Below are 16,729 nucleotides of genomic sequence, written 5' to 3'. Positions count from 1 at the left end.
ATCCTTTATTCATCAGCATCTGCTACATCATAATAAATGGCATCATCAGGGAATTTAATATTAGGAACCCATATTTTTTGACCATCCCATCCTTTGCTGCCCGTCATTTTATAAACGGTCAGTACCACTTTATCGGTAATATTTTTTCCAATGTTCCAATCATTAGGAGACAACAATGCCCCCGATCCTTTTTTTATATCACGATTCCGCCGTACAATGAGATTTGCCTGAACACCTGGATTTTTAGCAATGTACATGTTGATAATTGACATAAATGCTTTTAATGGAAATTCCGGTTCGGTTTGTATATGTTCTAAAACCCGCTTAATAATCTGCATAGAAACTTGATATTTCTCTACATGATCATCGAATGGCTGTAATAACGTATCCAGTTCTTCAATAGAATCATTAACGGGATCAAACGGAAAATAATTCGTTCCGCCCGACACGGCAAATACATACCGTTTATCCAGTACTTCTTTTCGTGTCGGACTCAATTCTTCAGGATAATACATTTTAACATTTTCAATACCGCGTTCTATTTGTGCAATTATCGCATTATTAGTTGCATTAATATCACAAAAGAGCTTATACAAACGATTATCTAAATAGAGTTCAATGAGTCCTGGATCACGATCATATCCAAACATGCGGCTATGCTGCCACATCGTGTCAGCCTGCGGCTTTTTAGCCGTTCGTGTATAAAAAATAGTATGAAGCCCGCTAAATGTAACACCCCGGCCAAGGGTATTTCCCCCAATGAGAATATTAGATCCTGATGCATACTCTTCAGCACGAACTTCATGTTTGCCATTCATAATAAGAATTTTAATTTCTTTATTTTCAAGGAGTTCCCAAACACCTTGTTTAATCTGACCAAAAGGCAGCAACATATGCTTTTGAGGATGAAGTCTGTTATAAGCCTCTCTTAATAAATTTTGTATGCTCTCTGATTCAAAATCAGTATGAATTTCATGGAGTATATTCTCTATTTCCTTTTTGTATTTATTATGTATATTCATCCGAACGCTGGGATGAATCATAAAATTAGCCGCTGGTACACCCGATTTTAAAAGCTGTATAGATACCGCGAGATGATGAAAGACCGCTTGACGCAAAGGTTCATCCATATCATCAATCAGGCGTATACAACTTCTTCCAGATTCAGAGAAAAAGAAATCGCCGCCCAAATATCCCTTGCCCGGTTTAAAATAATACGTAAAATACGGGCGGAATCCACTCATAATCGTTTGTAAAAAAATAGCCTGTGGTGTTCCAGTTACTTGTAAATAAATACTGCTCGAAGCCTCACTCTTTATATAATCTAAATACCGGTTAATACTTGACTGCCTGCTGCTATTAACCAGCGTATTCAACGAAGCGGCGTCCGCTTCATCATCTAAAATAAACAAAGGATTACCGATCATAAATGCCGTTGAACGCATAATATTAGCCCACTGTCTCAAAACACGATAATTCTTTTTAAGCACAATAATAACTGGTTTAACAAGGGCATTTTCGGTGAATTTCATGGCGTCATTTTCTCCACAAATACAAAAATGCCCTAAATCATTTTCTACCCGTTGTAAAGTCTGCTGCTGCAATGCAACGTTATCCGTTGTCAGCAGTAAGAAGGCAGCAAATCCCTGATCTGCCGCTTCGCAGATAATGCCAAACATCTGCGCAGTTTTACCCGATTGTACATTACCAAAAAGCAATCCTATTTTATGACTGACATAATCAAAGTCAGCAAGATATTTTTGACCTACCTCTGCTGCTGTCTTTTCAATTGTTTTTGCCAATCCTTCATTTCCGCGTTCCCGGATTGTATCCGTATAAGCTTTAAGATAATTCATTTATCTTTTTCCTCCTCAGGGGAAGATTCATTATCTTTTACAGATATAAAAGATAATGTCCAAACAGGTAATTCTGTCCCATCTTCGTCTATTGCCTTTTGATCTGTTTTAGAGAACACCAAGCTGTCAGCTCCATAGGCATCCAGCATTTCACGGGTAATCATGCCCCTATACTCTGTATCTTTACCCGTATCATTAACAGGAGTAACAAGACCGGCAGCCGCTAAACGGCCTTTCAGCCATCGCCCCATAATCAGCTCATCCCCTACAGCACTAAACTGCTTATTTCCATCACTCGTTGTATGAGCTTTAAACCAATACCCATCATCAGTTACGACAAAAAAAGGATGATTTTTTTCTGGATATCCTTCCTGCTGGCGAACTGCCGTACTAACTGTCAGCTGAGTTTCATACCAATCACGATTTTTACGGGCAGACCGGGGAGCTGCATAACAGACATTAATATTTGATTTTGTAAATTTCGCCGTTTTTGTTCCATGAAGCTGGTCGTATTCAATATCTTCTTTTGAAGGAACTTTTAAAGGTAGTTTAAATATATTGCCCACGCGATGTTTCTGATATAATTCAACACTTTTATCAGGTACTTCATGTACCAATTCAACACCTGAAAGCGATGTATTTACTTCCCGAATCAATTTTATGGAATGGCTGTCTATATCTGCCAAATTTCTCGAACATACCGGACTGCTCAATGAATTTACAAAATCTGCAATTTCCTGAACTTCTTCCAAATCTCTGGTTTCTGCTGATATTTCATACTGACGCCGGTTTACAGCCTCCAGCTTTAATGCCCCCAAATTATGCGATCCAATAAAGGCACAGAACGGTTGGTCTGCACGATAAAAGACATAAAGCTTTCCATGATATTTAAAAGGGCGTACCAGACGTATTTCTCCGATTCCTTCTTCCTGCCATCGTTTATTTACATCTACGGCTGTATGATAGGTACTTTCAGAAATGCCTTCTATCATATACATGCCCATATTCAGACGGACATATTGTATTTTCATTTCATGAACCAACTGATCAAGTTCCAAAAGAGAACCTTTAGAAACATATCCTACTGCAATATCTAATCTATCAGCTTCCTGAGAAGCTGTGCGAAACCCGTCAATAAACGTTTCCTGTCCTTCTTTTATACGAAGCGGAGGTATATTGGAATATAGAATCCGCATACACATCACCAACCATTACTTTTATGTTTATTAAACTGCCACTTATTCATCATGATGAGATATGAATTTCATTTCGATATCAGTAGTACTGGTCCAATCAAACTGCACTTCATCGCCCACTTGAGCATTATGTAATTCCAGCCACGGAAGCAAAGCGCGAAGATTACCGTAACCTTGAAATTGTTTTGCATACATATCCCCGCGGCGGGAGCATCCTGCAGTCATTAATACTCCACTAAAATGTCCATCTGTAGAATGTACATTGAATAAATTGATTCCAAATCCAGTACCACAATTGCTATTACGAAGTCCCAAACGCTTAGCTTCTTTCCGTGGAATAGGAATATATCTTTCTCCACTACGTCTTGTCCTAGAGTTATGATATCGGTGGGTACCCCAAGATAATGGTGCCTCTGAATTGAAAAATACATTTAACCTATCCCCGGCCTTTGGCATAAAAATCACTCCTTTTTCAGTGTTTTATATATCTTTATTATCAGTATATACATTTTAGTAAAATAATACAATATTTCCTTAAATTTCATAAAACAAATAAAGCCGCTTCTCAGCGGCTTTATAAAAATATGTTAGTCAAACTTACCTTCATTCGTTATTAAATTTTATATTGCATTTATCTATATGCTTATAAGGAATCCTTGCAAACGTTTTTAAAACAGCCTCAAAAATTTGTCGTGCTCCGTCACAAGGAACTGCCATCCCAATCTGGCGACGGACTTTTTCTCTCGTCCCCTTAAATTCAAAGTCATCTGGGAACGTCTGCAGCCGGGCTCTTTCCCGATTAGTCAATGCCCTATTTTCTGAATAGTGATAAATATGGGTTCCTCCTCCGCCAGATCCAGTTACCGTATAAGACGGCTTGTCCGGATCTAGTCTTCTATAAATCTGACTAATGCGTGCTCCTTTAATGTTCAATTGAAGATGCGCCGGTAAATCTGCATTAAACGCATTCTGCCCCGGCTTTATATATTTTAAGCGCTCAACAACCGTTTTTGTCATACACGGTAATTCATTATTAGGTGCATCCGGTGCAATCGGAGGATTTTCTAATGCCTCACGTGACGTTTTATAGTCTTTTATGTCTGGTGTGATAGGAGCCGGCGGATAAAAGATAAAAGGAAAGTCCTTTCTGATTCCAATAATAATAATTCTGTGACGAGCCTGAGGAACGCCATATTCTTCAAATTTATACAAATGTGGGAAGATGTTGTATCCTGCATCATGAAGGTCCTTCATAATTCGAGGAAAGGCTCCACCCTTATTTGCACTAGAAAGACCGCTGACATTTTCGGCTAAAAACCATTCAGGTTGAAACAATTTCAGAACTTTCACTCCATAGGTATATAAAGGCCCAAAAGTTCCATCAAAACCTTTTTGTTCCCCTACGACAGAAAAATCATTACAGGGAAATCCAAAAGCAAATGCATTAAATGGATGGTCTTTAAACAAGGGATTTTCCAAACTGATATCTAGTTTACGAACATCCCCACAATATACGCTCATAGATGCGTCATCTTTACAAATATTATGTCGGTATGTTTTGCAGGTTGCATCATCATAATCATTTGCCCAGGCATGTTCTATACGTAAATCCGGCCGTTTTGGTATTATAGCATGAGTAGCTCCATATGCTAATCCACCGGGACCGCAAAAAAGCTCTCCCAATCTAAATACCACGACCTCACCCCCTTTAATCTATTTATTATCAAGTATTACATGTACTGTAACATTACCAGCTTTTCTACTAAGAAAAACCAGAATATTGCAGAACTGCATATTAAATTATTATACCACAAAATAGATTTAAAAGTACTCAAAATTCCGTTTTTGCATAAGCAAAGATAAAAAAGAGAGGGTGGGTAGTTGATATATTACTATTATCTCATAGCAATTTCAAAAGCTTGGGAAAAAAGTGATTCGTCAAGCGAAGCATGTAATTCCCGCTGCAAACGGAAGCATTCGGACTGATACTTTTTAGACCTACGGGTCTTCGTCTTAATCTTTGCACTAGTAGGATGTTCTTTTGAAAACTTAGCAAACGATTCTCTCCAAAATTTCCCCATAGAAAGAATAGAATCATAAATTTCAAACAATTCATCATCTGAGAAGACAGATGTATCTTTTTTCTTGAGATATAAATGAAGCCCTTTCTCAAACTCTCGCCAGTCGTCTTCTCTAATTTTTTCAGACAATCTTCCAATCCATTGAAAAATCCGTTTATCTTCACGATTTCCGACCCGATCAAAGATATCCTGCCATTGCCGCCATGATAATTGTACTACAGTGTTTTCATCCAACTGAGCAAGATTATAGCACTGTCCATAAAAACTGCGCGTTTCTGCATTGGCTCCTTCGTTACGTACCCGTTTTTCATTAGTCGCAAAGGTCTTTATTTCATCCCAAAATTTTCTTCTTTCAGCAATAGAAATGTTATATTTTTTCAGCTGCTCAGCTAAAAATTTTCCTAGATAATATTTATAGAGAACACTTTTTCCGTATTTATCATTCAAATCTGATTCTATTTGTGGAATTTCTTTTTTTAGCGCATCTAAAATTTCATCAATAGTGGCTTTTTCTTTTGATGACAAAAGACCTTCATAGACTAAATGACCATCTTTATCTATTGATACGATATGCCCCATAATTATCTCACCTCAAACTTTTAGAGTAGACACTTTCCATTTTATTTAATACCTGTTCTGCAGCTTCTTGTGGTTCAAGTTCTGTAAAAATCTGTCCACTTACATTAAACATATCATATCTTCCTTCCTCAAGATAAAGCATAACATATTGCTTCAACATTTGTTCTCGTATATATTCATGTTGAACTTCTGGATAATCAGAAACGTATAAATAAGCTGGATGCCCTACATTTAGTGTAATCGACCTTCCATTTCCCGTTTCGCACCAAGAGCGCCTATAGTCATCAGGTGCATCAACACTACGAACAGAAAAGGAATCTTGAAAACCATTTTTTTCATCACAGTTAAGATAAATTTTATAGTTATATGAGGTAATTTTATCACCTTTTTCAATTTCTCCACTATCTTCAACTGCAATCAAACGGGCTCGTAGTTCCAGTATCCCAGACGTCAAATATTGTTCATACACATTCTGGTCAAACAAAATATCTTTAATCGGGTCACTAATACATTGTTCATAAGGTTGTACAATCCCCGTTAAAGAAGCAATGTCTACAATTTTATCGCATGTAGGTACACTGGCATTATGGATACTGATATTTAATCTATATTTCAATTCCAAACCCCGTTTATTTTCAATGGAATATGATACATCATGTAACATTTCACCAAAATTTACTCTACGGCTGTTTGTCCTGGGAAAAATACACTCGTGCAGTGCCAAACCAACATAAGAACGGGAAGTGTCCGGCTTATCTATATCATAGAAAAATGGCAGTTCTTTCTTTGCGCTTTTCCCACTCCCTTTAACTTTTACAAATAGTACAATCCTGTTTTCTGCGTACTGCACAGAGTTATTGGGTTTAACAACATGGGAAAAATCTATTCTTTCTCTGTCATTGGAAGCTACTGTAATTGTATTTTCGGCAATTCTTGATACTTCATTCCCCGTATCGGGATCGACAACGGCAATTTTATAATCGAATTTTTTATCAGCTGCATAGGAACTATTAATCAAAATAGAAAATCTTATTTCATCATCCGTAGTGACTTCTTCTGAACCCAATTTCGGATACACAACATGTTGCCAACGAATAGAAAAATCGCCTTTTTTGGGTCCTTTGCCTAATGACTCAAAGCCAAGTTTTTCAAACAAGCTCTGAATATCATTTGCAATCTCCAGCATTTCATTCTGCAATTTTTTATCTTCCGTTTCCTTATCTTTAATATACCCCCATTCTATAAAATTTGCTCTTACTTTTTTATTGCAGTAATTTTTTAAATTTTGAAAGGTTTTAGTATTCTTTTTTCCTTTGCTGACACCAAAATGTACACGGTCTTCAATTCCGGATAGCTCATCTTCCCATTGTTCGTCAACTTCAATATATCCCCAAAATTTACCATCAATTTTTTTTGGGATATCCTTGAGATCAATGTCTCCAATTTTCATTCCTTTACGATAATAAGAAATCCCGGACCAAATATTATTACCAGTATCAAAAGTATAAAGGCCAAAATGTTTTACCCTATATCCATCTATATATGTTTCCACATTTTGTAATTCAAAAGAATGTGTTGCAGCGCTCTTTATTTCCTTCGGAACCAAAATTTCTTTTCCATTTACAGAAATTGCAGCTCCATCTTTCAGCCTTTCTATAATCCGCCACCATGATTCTTGAATATACGGTATGATTGTTTCATTTTGAATAGAATCAATCAAGTCCTTTCTAGGATTTTCAATAATGATCCGTGTACCTGTACTTTTTTTCTCTGATAAACCCGTTTTATCTTTTATAAATTTTTTAGCGTCGTCATTTATTAGAGATTCAGCAAGAACCTGCCCACATCGGTTAACATTAGCAACGTATACTCCATCTTCTCTTAAAGAATCATAGTAATATGTATAGGATTGTGATGCAACAGAATAGACACTTTTACCAGCTCCAAAAAGTCCGCCGCCTGTCGTATTTCCACCTGAATTAAACATGGATGTGAATCTGGATAGTCTTTCATCTGGCCCCAATACGCTCCCTTGTGCCATTAACTTATCAATTTCTGATATAGGAATAATTTTCCCCGTTAATCCTACTGTGCCAGAATCTTCTACAATGATATACTGTCCTTTTTCATTTTTCACAAGGGATATATCGCATCTCCAATTTTTCCACTTGTTTGTTTTTCTTGCACCTACAGCATTTTGAATGGCATCTTTCTGAAATCCATTAGGAAACGTGATACCAGCATCTGTATAAGCTCCCAAAATCCACTCAACATTATTTTTGTAATTCTGCGGTATCGGAGTTAGGTTCATATTATTCATAAAACATTCCTCCCATTTTATTCAAGTGTAAAACGATCATTCTTTTTATTATCCATTTTATTAAATTTTTTCTTTGTTTCTTTTACTTCTGATTCAATAGCTGCAAAAATTTTTTCTACATCTTTTTGAGTATAATCATATATATTTGTATTAGAACAATTACCTAACAACTGCAACATATCAAGAATTTTGTTTGTACGGGCTTCCGCAAGCCGTATAAATTTTTCTCTTTTCGTTTCTTTTTTCAAAATCACATCATCATTTTTCACTATATTAGCCATATTATCACCTTCCGTTACACATTATATATATTATGATATTATTTTTACTATTATTTGTCAATATTCAGCATATGTTAGTGTATATTATTCTAAATATATTAAAATTATTTTTTAAATATTTAGAATAGTGTCAGTAAGCATATATCGAGCATCATATAATTTTTTAATATTTTTAATATTATTATTAACAACTAATATACTGTCCTGGTATAATAGGCCTATAAAGAAGGTGATTGTATGAGTGGCATTAGAAAAAATTGGAATGAGGAAGAAACTCTCATTGCTCTTTCTCTGTATTATCAGATTCCATTTGGCAGAATATCTTCAAAAAATCCTCTCATCGAAAAATCAGCATCAATTCTAAACCGCAGTGCTAATGCAATGGCTATGAAAATGTGCAATCTAGCCAGATTTGATAAAAATTTACGAAAGCGTAATGTTGAAGGATTGTCACACGGCAGCAAAATGGATCAATATGTATGGGAGACGTATTCACAAAACTATGAAAAATTAAATGAAGTTTATGAAAGGCTGAAAAAGAAATTAAGGCTGAAAAAGAAATTATTGTATGATAAAAACGATGATTATAGTTTCCCCGAAGGACAGAATATTATACAGGAAAGTTCAATCCGCTATGGACAGAACTTTTTCCGTAATGCCGTCCTGAGTGCCTATGAAAATCGCTGCTGTATCACCGGAATTTCTATCCCTGCATTTTTAATTGCCAGTCACATAAAACCCTGGAAAGATAGCGAAAATAAAACGGAAAAAGCTAATCCTCATAATGGTCTTTGTCTCAATGCACTGCATGATAGAGCTTTTGACCAAGGGTATATTACTATCAGTACCGATTACAAAATCATTGTTTCAGATGTATTAAAGCGAAAAAACAATTTAGATGATACGACACGCGACTGGATTTGTTCCTTTGATAAAAAGCAAATTACCCTGCCCCATCGGACACTTCCTGATTCTAAATTTTTGCAATATCACAACGATGTGATTTTCAAGCGGTAATCCCAATTTTCATTGTATTTTATCGCATAAAACAATCATATTATTCCTCACTTGTCAAGTTTTTTCACGAAAATGGCTCAAATCTTAATTTTCGTCTAATCTAGACATTTTCCATTGTAGTTTTTGATACGTTTGTATCAATGAATGCTATATATAAGCGAATATACATAAAAGCACTGCCCAGTAAAGGCAGTGCTTTTATGGTGTTACATTTTTAGGTTTTTCCTTTCTTTTCTTAAAAAAAGATTTTTGCTGATTGTCCGGGGAAATTGGATTTTTTTGCCGGACATGATGACGGTCAGGCTCCTTTTTCTTCTTCACCTTCTTCCAGCCAGGTGCACGGTTCCAGTGGTGTGTCCGGCTTGATATAGATGTCGGGACGGTGGCATGCTTCGACGCCTTTTGCCCGGAGTCCCCGTTTCGTATTTACGAAATAAAAGGTCCCATCGGGATAGTTCGTATCTAAGATGCATTCGGCATAAAATTTCAACTGCACTTTTTTATCCAGATGCTTCCACAGGGGATGGGTGAGTTCAATCAGAGATTGTATCATCGGTTTCTCCTCCTTTCTACGTAGGCTGTATATCATACGGCGTCAGCCAGTCGCGTAATTTCTGGATGGCTTTGCCGTAGATTTTGGAGATGTATTGATGGGTCACGCCGAAATGGGCGCCCAGTTCACGGACGGTCTTGTTTTCGTAGATCCGGCCGGTGACAATCTGCCGTTCTCTCGGTGGCAGGTTCTGCAAGGCTTTCTGCAGGATCTGATTCCGTTCGGTCTCGATAGCTGCTTCAGCCGGGCCGGGCGCATCATCAGCCATCGCATCTGGCAGGTCGGTCCATTGGCCGCCGCTGTCGATGCTCTGGCCATAATGACGGCGATCGTAGGCCATGCGTGCCGTTTCGTTGCGCACGTACCGATGGATTTCCTTTTTTAGGAAATAGTGAAGCTGCTGCAGGCTGGAAAAATGGGTGCCATCCCACCGGCAGACAGCTTCATGAAGTCCGCGCAGAGCGGCCTGCCGGGCTTCGGTGAGGTCCGTATAATACGATACATACCGGGAGCTGACCGCGCCCATGAGCGGCCCGTACTGCTCTGCCAGCTGGAAAAAGGCCGCCGTGTCACCGTCCTTGGCGCGGGATAATACGTCTAAAGTCCATTTCCATTGTACCTTATTTTCATTTGTCATTCTACAAAAAACTCTCTCCTTTCACCGGCAAAAAACAGGGCGGTAACACAATACAGACACATCTATTGTGTTACCGTCCCTTATGCTTGCGCTTATTCCAGGGTTTCTACCTGGCGGGTGACTACCTGGGAGCTCTTGAGCGCCATCAGGTCCCCGTTGGCAGTAGCAAATATCTTTCCGTCGATGACGGCTTTGACTGCGTTTTCTACGGCCTCTTTATCAAGGCCCGGTTTCGGGTTGCGGATGCTGTACGATACAGTCTTGCCTTTCGGGTCGATCAGTACCAGACTAAGCGTCCGCATTTCTTTTTTAGCCATTTCTTTCTCCTTTCCGCCGGCCGCACGGCTGGCGGCTTCTTTCACCTGCCTCACCCGATCTGGCACCATCTGCCGCGTCGTCGTCAGTCGCCATAGCGCCGCTATGACTCCCTCCATCCTCCTTGCAGCTGATACCATCTCGTGCGATTCAGGATAGAAAGCGCCGCCCGTCGTGTGGCCTATATGCTGATTTTTTTTTGTATAAATAGTCGATTCGACGAACCGGCTTCGATGAACGAACTACGAACTACGGCTCCTCTGACGATTCAGACAGGAAACCGCCATCGGTCGTGGGTCCTATATGCTGATTTTATTTGTGAAAATAATCGGTTCGACGTACTGGCTTCGACGAACAACCTACGGCCTACGATTTACGGTCCTTTCCTTAAACATCAAACTATCCCTTCACACGGCCTGCGGGCCTTATCCCTCAATGACGTTTTCGGTGACTTCGGAGATGCGGATGAGCGCATCTTCCTGCAGTCCGGCCAGTGCTTCTGCTGCGCCGTAGACGGCGGTAGCATCGGCATTGCCCTTCAGATTCTTGAAGGTGATCTGACGGGTCTTTTCGTTGTCGTCGGCATCCCGGTAGGATACGACGAGTTTCAACTTATTGGATAAGTTACTACGTTCTGCCATTCCTTTTCCTCCTTTCCGCTGGCCGCACGGCTGGCGGCTTCTTTCACCTGCGCCGCCCGTCGTGTGGCCTATATGCTAGTTTTTTTGTATAAATAGTCGGTTCGACGATCCGGCTTCGTCAAACATCAAACTTCAAACTTCAAACTGCCTTTTCTCTCCCTTCCCACTAACCACCAGCCGCTAACGGCGGCCCTTCCTACGCCGCTTTTCCTTCCAGCTGTCCCATGTACTGGATGATGCCCGTTGCGATGGCGTCGGCGGTCCGGCCTTTCCGTTCTTCGTAGCGCCTGATGTCGTCATCGTTGTCGATGAAGCAGACTTCTACGAGTACTGCCGGCATGGATGTGCTGTTGATGACCAGGAGGTTCATGTTTTCCTTAATGCCCCGGTCGGGCAGTTCCAGAGCGGCACAAACATTCTGCTGGATGGCGTGGCCTGCCATGACGCTGTGCGGGGTATAGCTCACGAAGGTCTCCGTGCCCGTGGCGTGCCTGTTGAAGGCGTTGAAATGGATGGACACGAAAAGGTCGGCCTGCCAGCGGTTGGCATTGCAGATGACGCCAAAGAGGTCGTCGTTCTGCTCGACGATATTGCGGATCCGGTGCTGGTCGAGGCGTTTCGAGACGAGCCAGGCAAGGTCCCGGGCCAGCTGTGCTTCTGTCAGAGCCAGATGGTCATTGACGGCTCCCGGGTCACGGAACATATCATGGCCGGGATTGAGGTAAACAAACATATTCGCTCTCCTTTCTTCGGGGAAATTCGACGCGCCTGCGCTCAGCAGGCTTGCGGGAACGCATATTGAGTGTCACTTCATCGCCGATGGCAATGCCCGTCACCGGCCGGGATGAAGCCGCCGGACAGGGACAGGTGGCACTGGTACGACAGGCCGCATAGGGCCTGAGCGATACCAGCATCTCGATAGCCTGACGCACGAAATAGACGATGCGTTCTTTGGGAAAATGTCGGATAAATGGATTCATAAGCATGTCTCCTTTCACTCTATAAGGGGGACGGATTTCGTCACTTGGCAACCAATCGGCCACACGGCAGGAAACTTCTTTCCCCTGCCTCACCCGATCTGGCACCATCTGCCGCGTCGTCGTCGGTCACCATAGCCCCGCTATGGCTCCCTCCATCCTCCTTGCAGCTGATGCCATCTCGTGCGATTCAGGATAGAAAGCGTTTCCCGTCGTGTGGCCTGTAATGCTATTTTTTGTAAAGATAGTTGGTTCGACGAACCGGCAGTGTAGCAAGCTACCCCTGCGAAGGACCGCTTCTCAGGGACGGCAAAGATACCCTGTCCGTCGAACCAGCTTCGTCAAACATCAAACTTCAAACTGCCTTTTCTTCCCACTAACCACTAATCACTGACCGCGGTCCATCACAACTCCAGCCTTCCTTCCTCGTACCGTGCATAGCGGCGTTGCTCGTGGTGGAGCAGGCGCAGGATGCGGATGATGTCGGCCTGCCATTTCCGGAGAGGCTGTTTCATCCGGTCGTATTCGCTCTGGCTGCGGTAGCCGTGCCCGCCGATGACGGGGCGGATGATGTAGCCGTAGGCGGCATCGGGGATGAGAATGGCACCGCCGGCCCGCAAAAAGCACAGGCAGTCCGCCAGGTCCGTACTGACGAACATGGCGTGGAAGAAGAACCGTTCCCAGATGGCCGAGTCTTCGGGGTGGTATTGCCGGAAATCGTCCGTATATTCGCTGACCGGCCAGTCCTCCGGCTCTGCCACGGCTTCGACTTTTTCGATAAGTTTTATTGTCAATGTGCGGATATCCCTGTCGGCACGCAGCCGGGACTGGCGCCGGGTCATGGCCTCCAGTACAATGGCAAATGCCGACCGGGCCCGCTGTTGCAGATCCATAACACCGTCTCCTCGTTGGCCGCACGGCAGGAGACTTCTTTCACCTGTCTCACCCGATTTGGCACCATCTGCTTCGTTGTCATCAGTCGGCGTAGCTCCACTACGCCTCCTTCTTCCGCCTTGCATCTGGTACCATCTCGTGCGATTCAGGATAGAAAGCGTCTCCTGTCGTGCGGCCTGTATGCTGATTTTTGTGTAAAAATAGTCGGTCCGTCGAACCGGCTTCATCAAACATCAAACATCAAACATTAAACATCAAACTATCTCTTCCCACTAACCACCAGCCGCTAACGGCGGCCCTTCGTAGCTCCACTACGCCTCCTTCTTCCGCCTTGCATCTGGTACCATCTCGTGCGATTCAGGATAGAAAGCGTCTCCTGTCGTGCGGCCTAATGCTGATTTTTGTATTAAAACATGAGGTTCGACGAACCGGCTTCGATAAACGAACTACGGCCAACGACCTACTGCCCTTCGTAGCCCTGCTATGACTCCTTCCATCCTCCTTGCATCTGACGGCCCCGTCGGCGATGCCTGACGTAAAACGCCGGCCGTCGCGGCACTATCTTGCTGATTTTTGTATAAAAATAGTCGGTCCGTCGAACCGGCTTCATCAAACATCAAACATCAAACTTCAAACTGCCTTTTCTCTCCCTTCCCACTAACCACCAGCCGCTAACGGCGGCCCTTCCTTCCCTTCCCCGCGCGGGCCAGTTCCCGTGACCGGGTTTGAGCGGGGAAGTCTCCAGCTCCCCGCTCTTCCCGTCCGGGACTGGCTGCCAATTTTGAGGGTGATACTGTCCATATCTATATATATGCCAATGTGGGCAGGTGTTTTGGGCAGGTGTTTATTACGTTTCGATTTATCTTTTTCTTATATATACGTTTCCTTTTTTATTCCTTTCTAAATCAGTGCTTTCGTCTATGTACCGTTTAATGGAACTGCGGCTCATGCCCATTTTTTTCATCAGGTCACCTATATAGACTTCTTCCTTTTCCTCCATAATTTCATCAAATACTTCCCGCATGAGCTGCTGGTTGCTGAGGCATTTTTGTTTTTTTCCAGCCAGCATGTCTTCCCGTCCCCGGCCCAGGTTGTCCAGGTCTTCGTTATACGAAGCGATGAGGCCTGTGTAGTCTATATGGTGGATGGGATAGTCGAAGGTGATGTAAAAGGGCAGCGGCGGGGCGAATTCGCGCAGGATGGCCTCAATCCGGAAGGCCGGCGGGGCTCCGATAGGGCTTTTGACGTCGAGCATGTCGAGGATGGCGTCGGCGTCACGACTGAATACGCCTGAGCCCGATGCCCGGTCCTGTGCTTTTTTGACGGTCTGGCTGCCTTTGCTGTAGTGATGGCAATAGATGACAGCGCACTGTTTCACTGCCGCCAGTTTGTCCAGCTGGTTGCAGAACTGCCCCATGTCAAAGGCACTGTTTTCGTCGCCATTGGTGATTTTGTATATAGGGTCGAGGACGATGGCCATGTAGTCTTTCCCGGCTGTCCGGCGGACGATATCGCGGACCAGTTGTTCCATGGGGCGGGCATGACCGCGGCAGTTCCACAGGTCGATGGCATCGTCATGATCCCCGGCAAGGCCGAGGGCATTGTAGATCCGGCAGAACCGGTCAATACAGGACGCTCTATTTAATTCCAGATTGATATATAAAACATTGCCCCGGTGGCAGGGGAATTGTCCCAGCCAGGAGGTCCCTTCGGCTATGGCGATGCACAGTTCGATGAGGGCAAAGGATTTTCCCGCCTTGCTGGGCCCGGCAAGCATCATTTTATGGCCCTGCCGCAAAAGGCCGTCGATGAGTACCGGATCGAGAGGCGGCGGGTTGCGGCGCAGGCGGGACAGGTTTTCAATGGGCGTTTCCCCCTCTTTTTCATCGTCCAGCGCAGCCAGCCATTCCGTGTAGGACTGAAAGGGGCTGTCATAGGGTATGAGGTACTGCCAGCTTTCGCCGCGGCGGATACCGGGCAGACGCATGAGCCGCGCGGGGTTGCGGTTGGACACATCGACGTGATAGCCGTGTTCATGACAGGTCTTGTACAGGAAATCGACGCGCTGGCGGTACAGGTCATAATCCGTACCGGCATCGATATGTACGACGGCGTGCAGACTTTTTCCTCCACTGTAAACGAGCGCAGCCACGGGCAACTTCAGGCTGCATATCCGATCGAGCTGCTGCTGTAAAGTCTGGTCATCTGCTTCGGCCAGTACATAGGTGAATTCCCGCACGTTGCTGTTGCGCACTCCTTTTCCATCCAGCGGGTTGATGCGCACCCAGGCCCCGCCGCGGTGGTCGTAGTCCCCCAGGGCATAGCCCACGTCGTGGCTGGCTTCGAGGGCTTTGATGATGTGGCGCTGTTTCCGGCCATATACGCCCCGTCCTGCCGGCACGCAGCGGTCTTTCTGTTCCATGGACTTCATGACGTATCCCACGTAATCATCAGGCGAAAAAAGCCGTTCCAGAAAGTCCCGTATATCCTGACAGGGGTCCCATTGGGGCGGCGGCTCCGTGAGAGGCCGCCGGCTTTCCCGAGGACATGCGGCCGCCGGGGCGATGCGGATTGCCTGCGGCCCCGGGTCGATGTAGATGGCTTCGTCAAGGGAAATAGGGAGATTACCGCCCATTTCCCTGCCGTATCCCCGGTCCATGGCCATCTGCATGATGGTGCCGCCGGTCACGCAGGGCGTCCTCGTATTGGAAAAGGTCTGCCATTTCCGTTCGCATTCCCCGCTGTGATAGCGGGCCATGTCGCGGCGGCTCCAGCTGTCCCAGTCGCCGGCCGTACAGCCCTCGTATTTGAGGGCCATACCGACGTCGCACCATTCCTGATACGTACAGGATGCCGGGTCGATCCACGACAGGGCCTCCAGAAGGTCCTGCCGGTCAGAAGGCACGGCACTCGTCCTCTTCGGGGATGATATACCGGTCTATCTGATTATACAGGCGGTTCTTGTATTCCCGTGTCGAAATCCGCGCCCGTCCGCTGCGGCCGCGCAAGGCCGGCCAGTCGATTTTCAGGCGGTCCCCCACCCGGGCCAGTCCCAACGTCATGGCGAAACTCGATATCTTGAACAGCATTTTCCGGCAGAAATAAAACCGGTCGTGGACGATGGCATCACCGTCCGGCGTCTCTACGAGGAGTTCCACATCCATTTCATGACAGGCAGGGATCTTGTCACTGCCGTCAAAATAGGACCGGGTGATATTCTGTACCGTAAAGGGATATTCTCCCGGCTCCAGTTCGATATAGTCCTGTTTGACGATTTCGATCTCGTCATCCCAGGAAAAGACTTCCTTGCTTTCCATGTCACAGATTCTCCTTTCAAGATGTAAATTTTTTTGCATGATGCATTTGCACTTCCTGCAAACGA

General features: G+C 44.0%; 18 protein-coding genes. 1 reads left to right on the top strand and 17 read right to left on the bottom strand.

All coding sequences use genetic code 11. The features are described 5' to 3' along the window. Positions 1 to 5 precede the first annotated feature (5 nt). From B2U90_RS03325 to B2U90_RS03295, 7 genes are all read right to left on the bottom strand, one after another. A complete protein-coding gene (locus tag B2U90_RS03325; RefSeq protein WP_292017092.1) occupies positions 6 to 1,856 on the bottom strand; it encodes a Z1 domain-containing protein in 1,851 nt (616 codons plus the stop codon). Further along, complete coding sequence (locus tag B2U90_RS03320) at positions 1,853 to 3,052, bottom strand: restriction endonuclease PLD domain-containing protein (protein ID WP_292017091.1); 1,200 nt, start codon at positions 3,050 to 3,052, stop codon at positions 1,853 to 1,855. Before B2U90_RS03320 ends, B2U90_RS03325 begins: the two co-directional genes overlap by 4 nt. 42 nt (positions 3,053 to 3,094) lie before the next feature. Then, complete coding sequence (locus B2U90_RS03315; protein ID WP_292017090.1) at positions 3,095 to 3,508, bottom strand: hypothetical protein; 414 nt, start codon at positions 3,506 to 3,508, stop codon at positions 3,095 to 3,097. Positions 3,509 to 3,655: 147 nt separating this feature from the next. Beyond that, a complete protein-coding gene (locus B2U90_RS03310; protein WP_292017089.1) occupies positions 3,656 to 4,747 on the bottom strand; it encodes a DNA cytosine methyltransferase in 1,092 nt (363 codons plus the stop codon). A gap of 200 nt (positions 4,748 to 4,947) precedes the next feature. Then, complete coding sequence (locus tag B2U90_RS03305; RefSeq protein ID WP_292017088.1) at positions 4,948 to 5,712, bottom strand: ATP-dependent helicase; 765 nt, start codon at positions 5,710 to 5,712, stop codon at positions 4,948 to 4,950. A gap of 7 nt (positions 5,713 to 5,719) precedes the next feature. After that, entirely contained in the window at positions 5,720 to 8,032 is a 2,313-nt protein-coding gene (locus B2U90_RS03300) for a hypothetical protein (RefSeq protein WP_292017087.1), read from the bottom strand. A 17-nt stretch (positions 8,033 to 8,049) separates the two neighbouring features. Next, positions 8,050 to 8,313 carry a hypothetical protein gene (locus B2U90_RS03295; protein WP_292017086.1) on the bottom strand — a complete coding sequence of 88 codons (264 nt, stop codon included), beginning with the start codon at positions 8,311 to 8,313 and terminating at the stop codon, positions 8,050 to 8,052. Positions 8,314 to 8,550: 237 nt separating this feature from the next. Between B2U90_RS03295 and B2U90_RS03290 the strand changes: the two genes are divergently transcribed. Continuing rightward, the gene (locus B2U90_RS03290) at positions 8,551 to 9,330 is read left to right on the top strand and encodes an HNH endonuclease (RefSeq protein WP_292017085.1); all 780 of its coding nucleotides are present in this window, start codon (positions 8,551 to 8,553) and stop codon (positions 9,328 to 9,330) included. A gap of 298 nt (positions 9,331 to 9,628) precedes the next feature. On the opposite strand, the gene B2U90_RS03285 is transcribed toward B2U90_RS03290, so the two are convergent. The 10 genes from B2U90_RS03285 to B2U90_RS03240 form a co-directional block, all read right to left on the bottom strand. After that, positions 9,629 to 9,883: a hypothetical protein gene (locus tag B2U90_RS03285; protein ID WP_059075787.1), complete on the bottom strand. Its 255-nt coding sequence runs from the start codon at positions 9,881 to 9,883 to the stop codon at positions 9,629 to 9,631. 16 nt (positions 9,884 to 9,899) lie between these two features. Continuing rightward, positions 9,900 to 10,520 (bottom strand): sigma-70 family RNA polymerase sigma factor, encoded by a 621-nt coding sequence (locus B2U90_RS03280; protein ID WP_292017084.1) that lies wholly within the window; start codon positions 10,518 to 10,520, stop codon positions 9,900 to 9,902. A 92-nt stretch (positions 10,521 to 10,612) separates the two neighbouring features. Further along, positions 10,613 to 10,954 (bottom strand): DUF2922 domain-containing protein, encoded by a 342-nt coding sequence (locus B2U90_RS03275; protein WP_292017083.1) that lies wholly within the window; start codon positions 10,952 to 10,954, stop codon positions 10,613 to 10,615. A gap of 306 nt (positions 10,955 to 11,260) precedes the next feature. Next, the gene (locus B2U90_RS03270; protein WP_059075785.1) at positions 11,261 to 11,476 is read right to left on the bottom strand and encodes a DUF1659 domain-containing protein; all 216 of its coding nucleotides are present in this window, start codon (positions 11,474 to 11,476) and stop codon (positions 11,261 to 11,263) included. Between the two features lie 196 nt (positions 11,477 to 11,672). Next, complete coding sequence (locus tag B2U90_RS03265) at positions 11,673 to 12,209, bottom strand: N-acetylmuramoyl-L-alanine amidase family protein (RefSeq protein ID WP_059076624.1); 537 nt, start codon at positions 12,207 to 12,209, stop codon at positions 11,673 to 11,675. Next, the gene (locus tag B2U90_RS03260) at positions 12,181 to 12,456 is read right to left on the bottom strand and encodes a hypothetical protein (protein WP_075582177.1); all 276 of its coding nucleotides are present in this window, start codon (positions 12,454 to 12,456) and stop codon (positions 12,181 to 12,183) included. Before B2U90_RS03260 ends, B2U90_RS03265 begins: the two co-directional genes overlap by 29 nt. Positions 12,457 to 12,857: 401 nt before the next feature. Continuing rightward, the gene (locus B2U90_RS03255) at positions 12,858 to 13,346 is read right to left on the bottom strand and encodes a hypothetical protein (protein ID WP_292017082.1); all 489 of its coding nucleotides are present in this window, start codon (positions 13,344 to 13,346) and stop codon (positions 12,858 to 12,860) included. A gap of 658 nt (positions 13,347 to 14,004) precedes the next feature. Beyond that, positions 14,005 to 14,148: a hypothetical protein gene (locus B2U90_RS03250; protein ID WP_292017081.1), complete on the bottom strand. Its 144-nt coding sequence runs from the start codon at positions 14,146 to 14,148 to the stop codon at positions 14,005 to 14,007. A gap of 58 nt (positions 14,149 to 14,206) precedes the next feature. After that, on the bottom strand, positions 14,207 to 16,252 hold the full coding sequence (locus B2U90_RS03245) for an AAA family ATPase (RefSeq protein WP_292017080.1): 2,046 nt from the start codon (positions 16,250 to 16,252) through the stop codon (positions 14,207 to 14,209). Then, the gene (locus B2U90_RS03240; protein WP_059076082.1) at positions 16,242 to 16,664 is read right to left on the bottom strand and encodes a hypothetical protein; all 423 of its coding nucleotides are present in this window, start codon (positions 16,662 to 16,664) and stop codon (positions 16,242 to 16,244) included. The genes B2U90_RS03245 and B2U90_RS03240 overlap by 11 nt, the downstream gene beginning before the upstream one ends. Between the last annotated feature and the right edge of the window lie 65 nt (positions 16,665 to 16,729).

The sequence above is a fragment of the Megasphaera sp. UBA4233 genome, from assembly GCF_002395615.1.
GTDB classification, from domain to species: domain Bacteria; phylum Bacillota; class Negativicutes; order Veillonellales; family Megasphaeraceae; genus Megasphaera; species Megasphaera hexanoica.
This window is presented reverse-complemented; position numbering and strand designations above follow the sequence as displayed.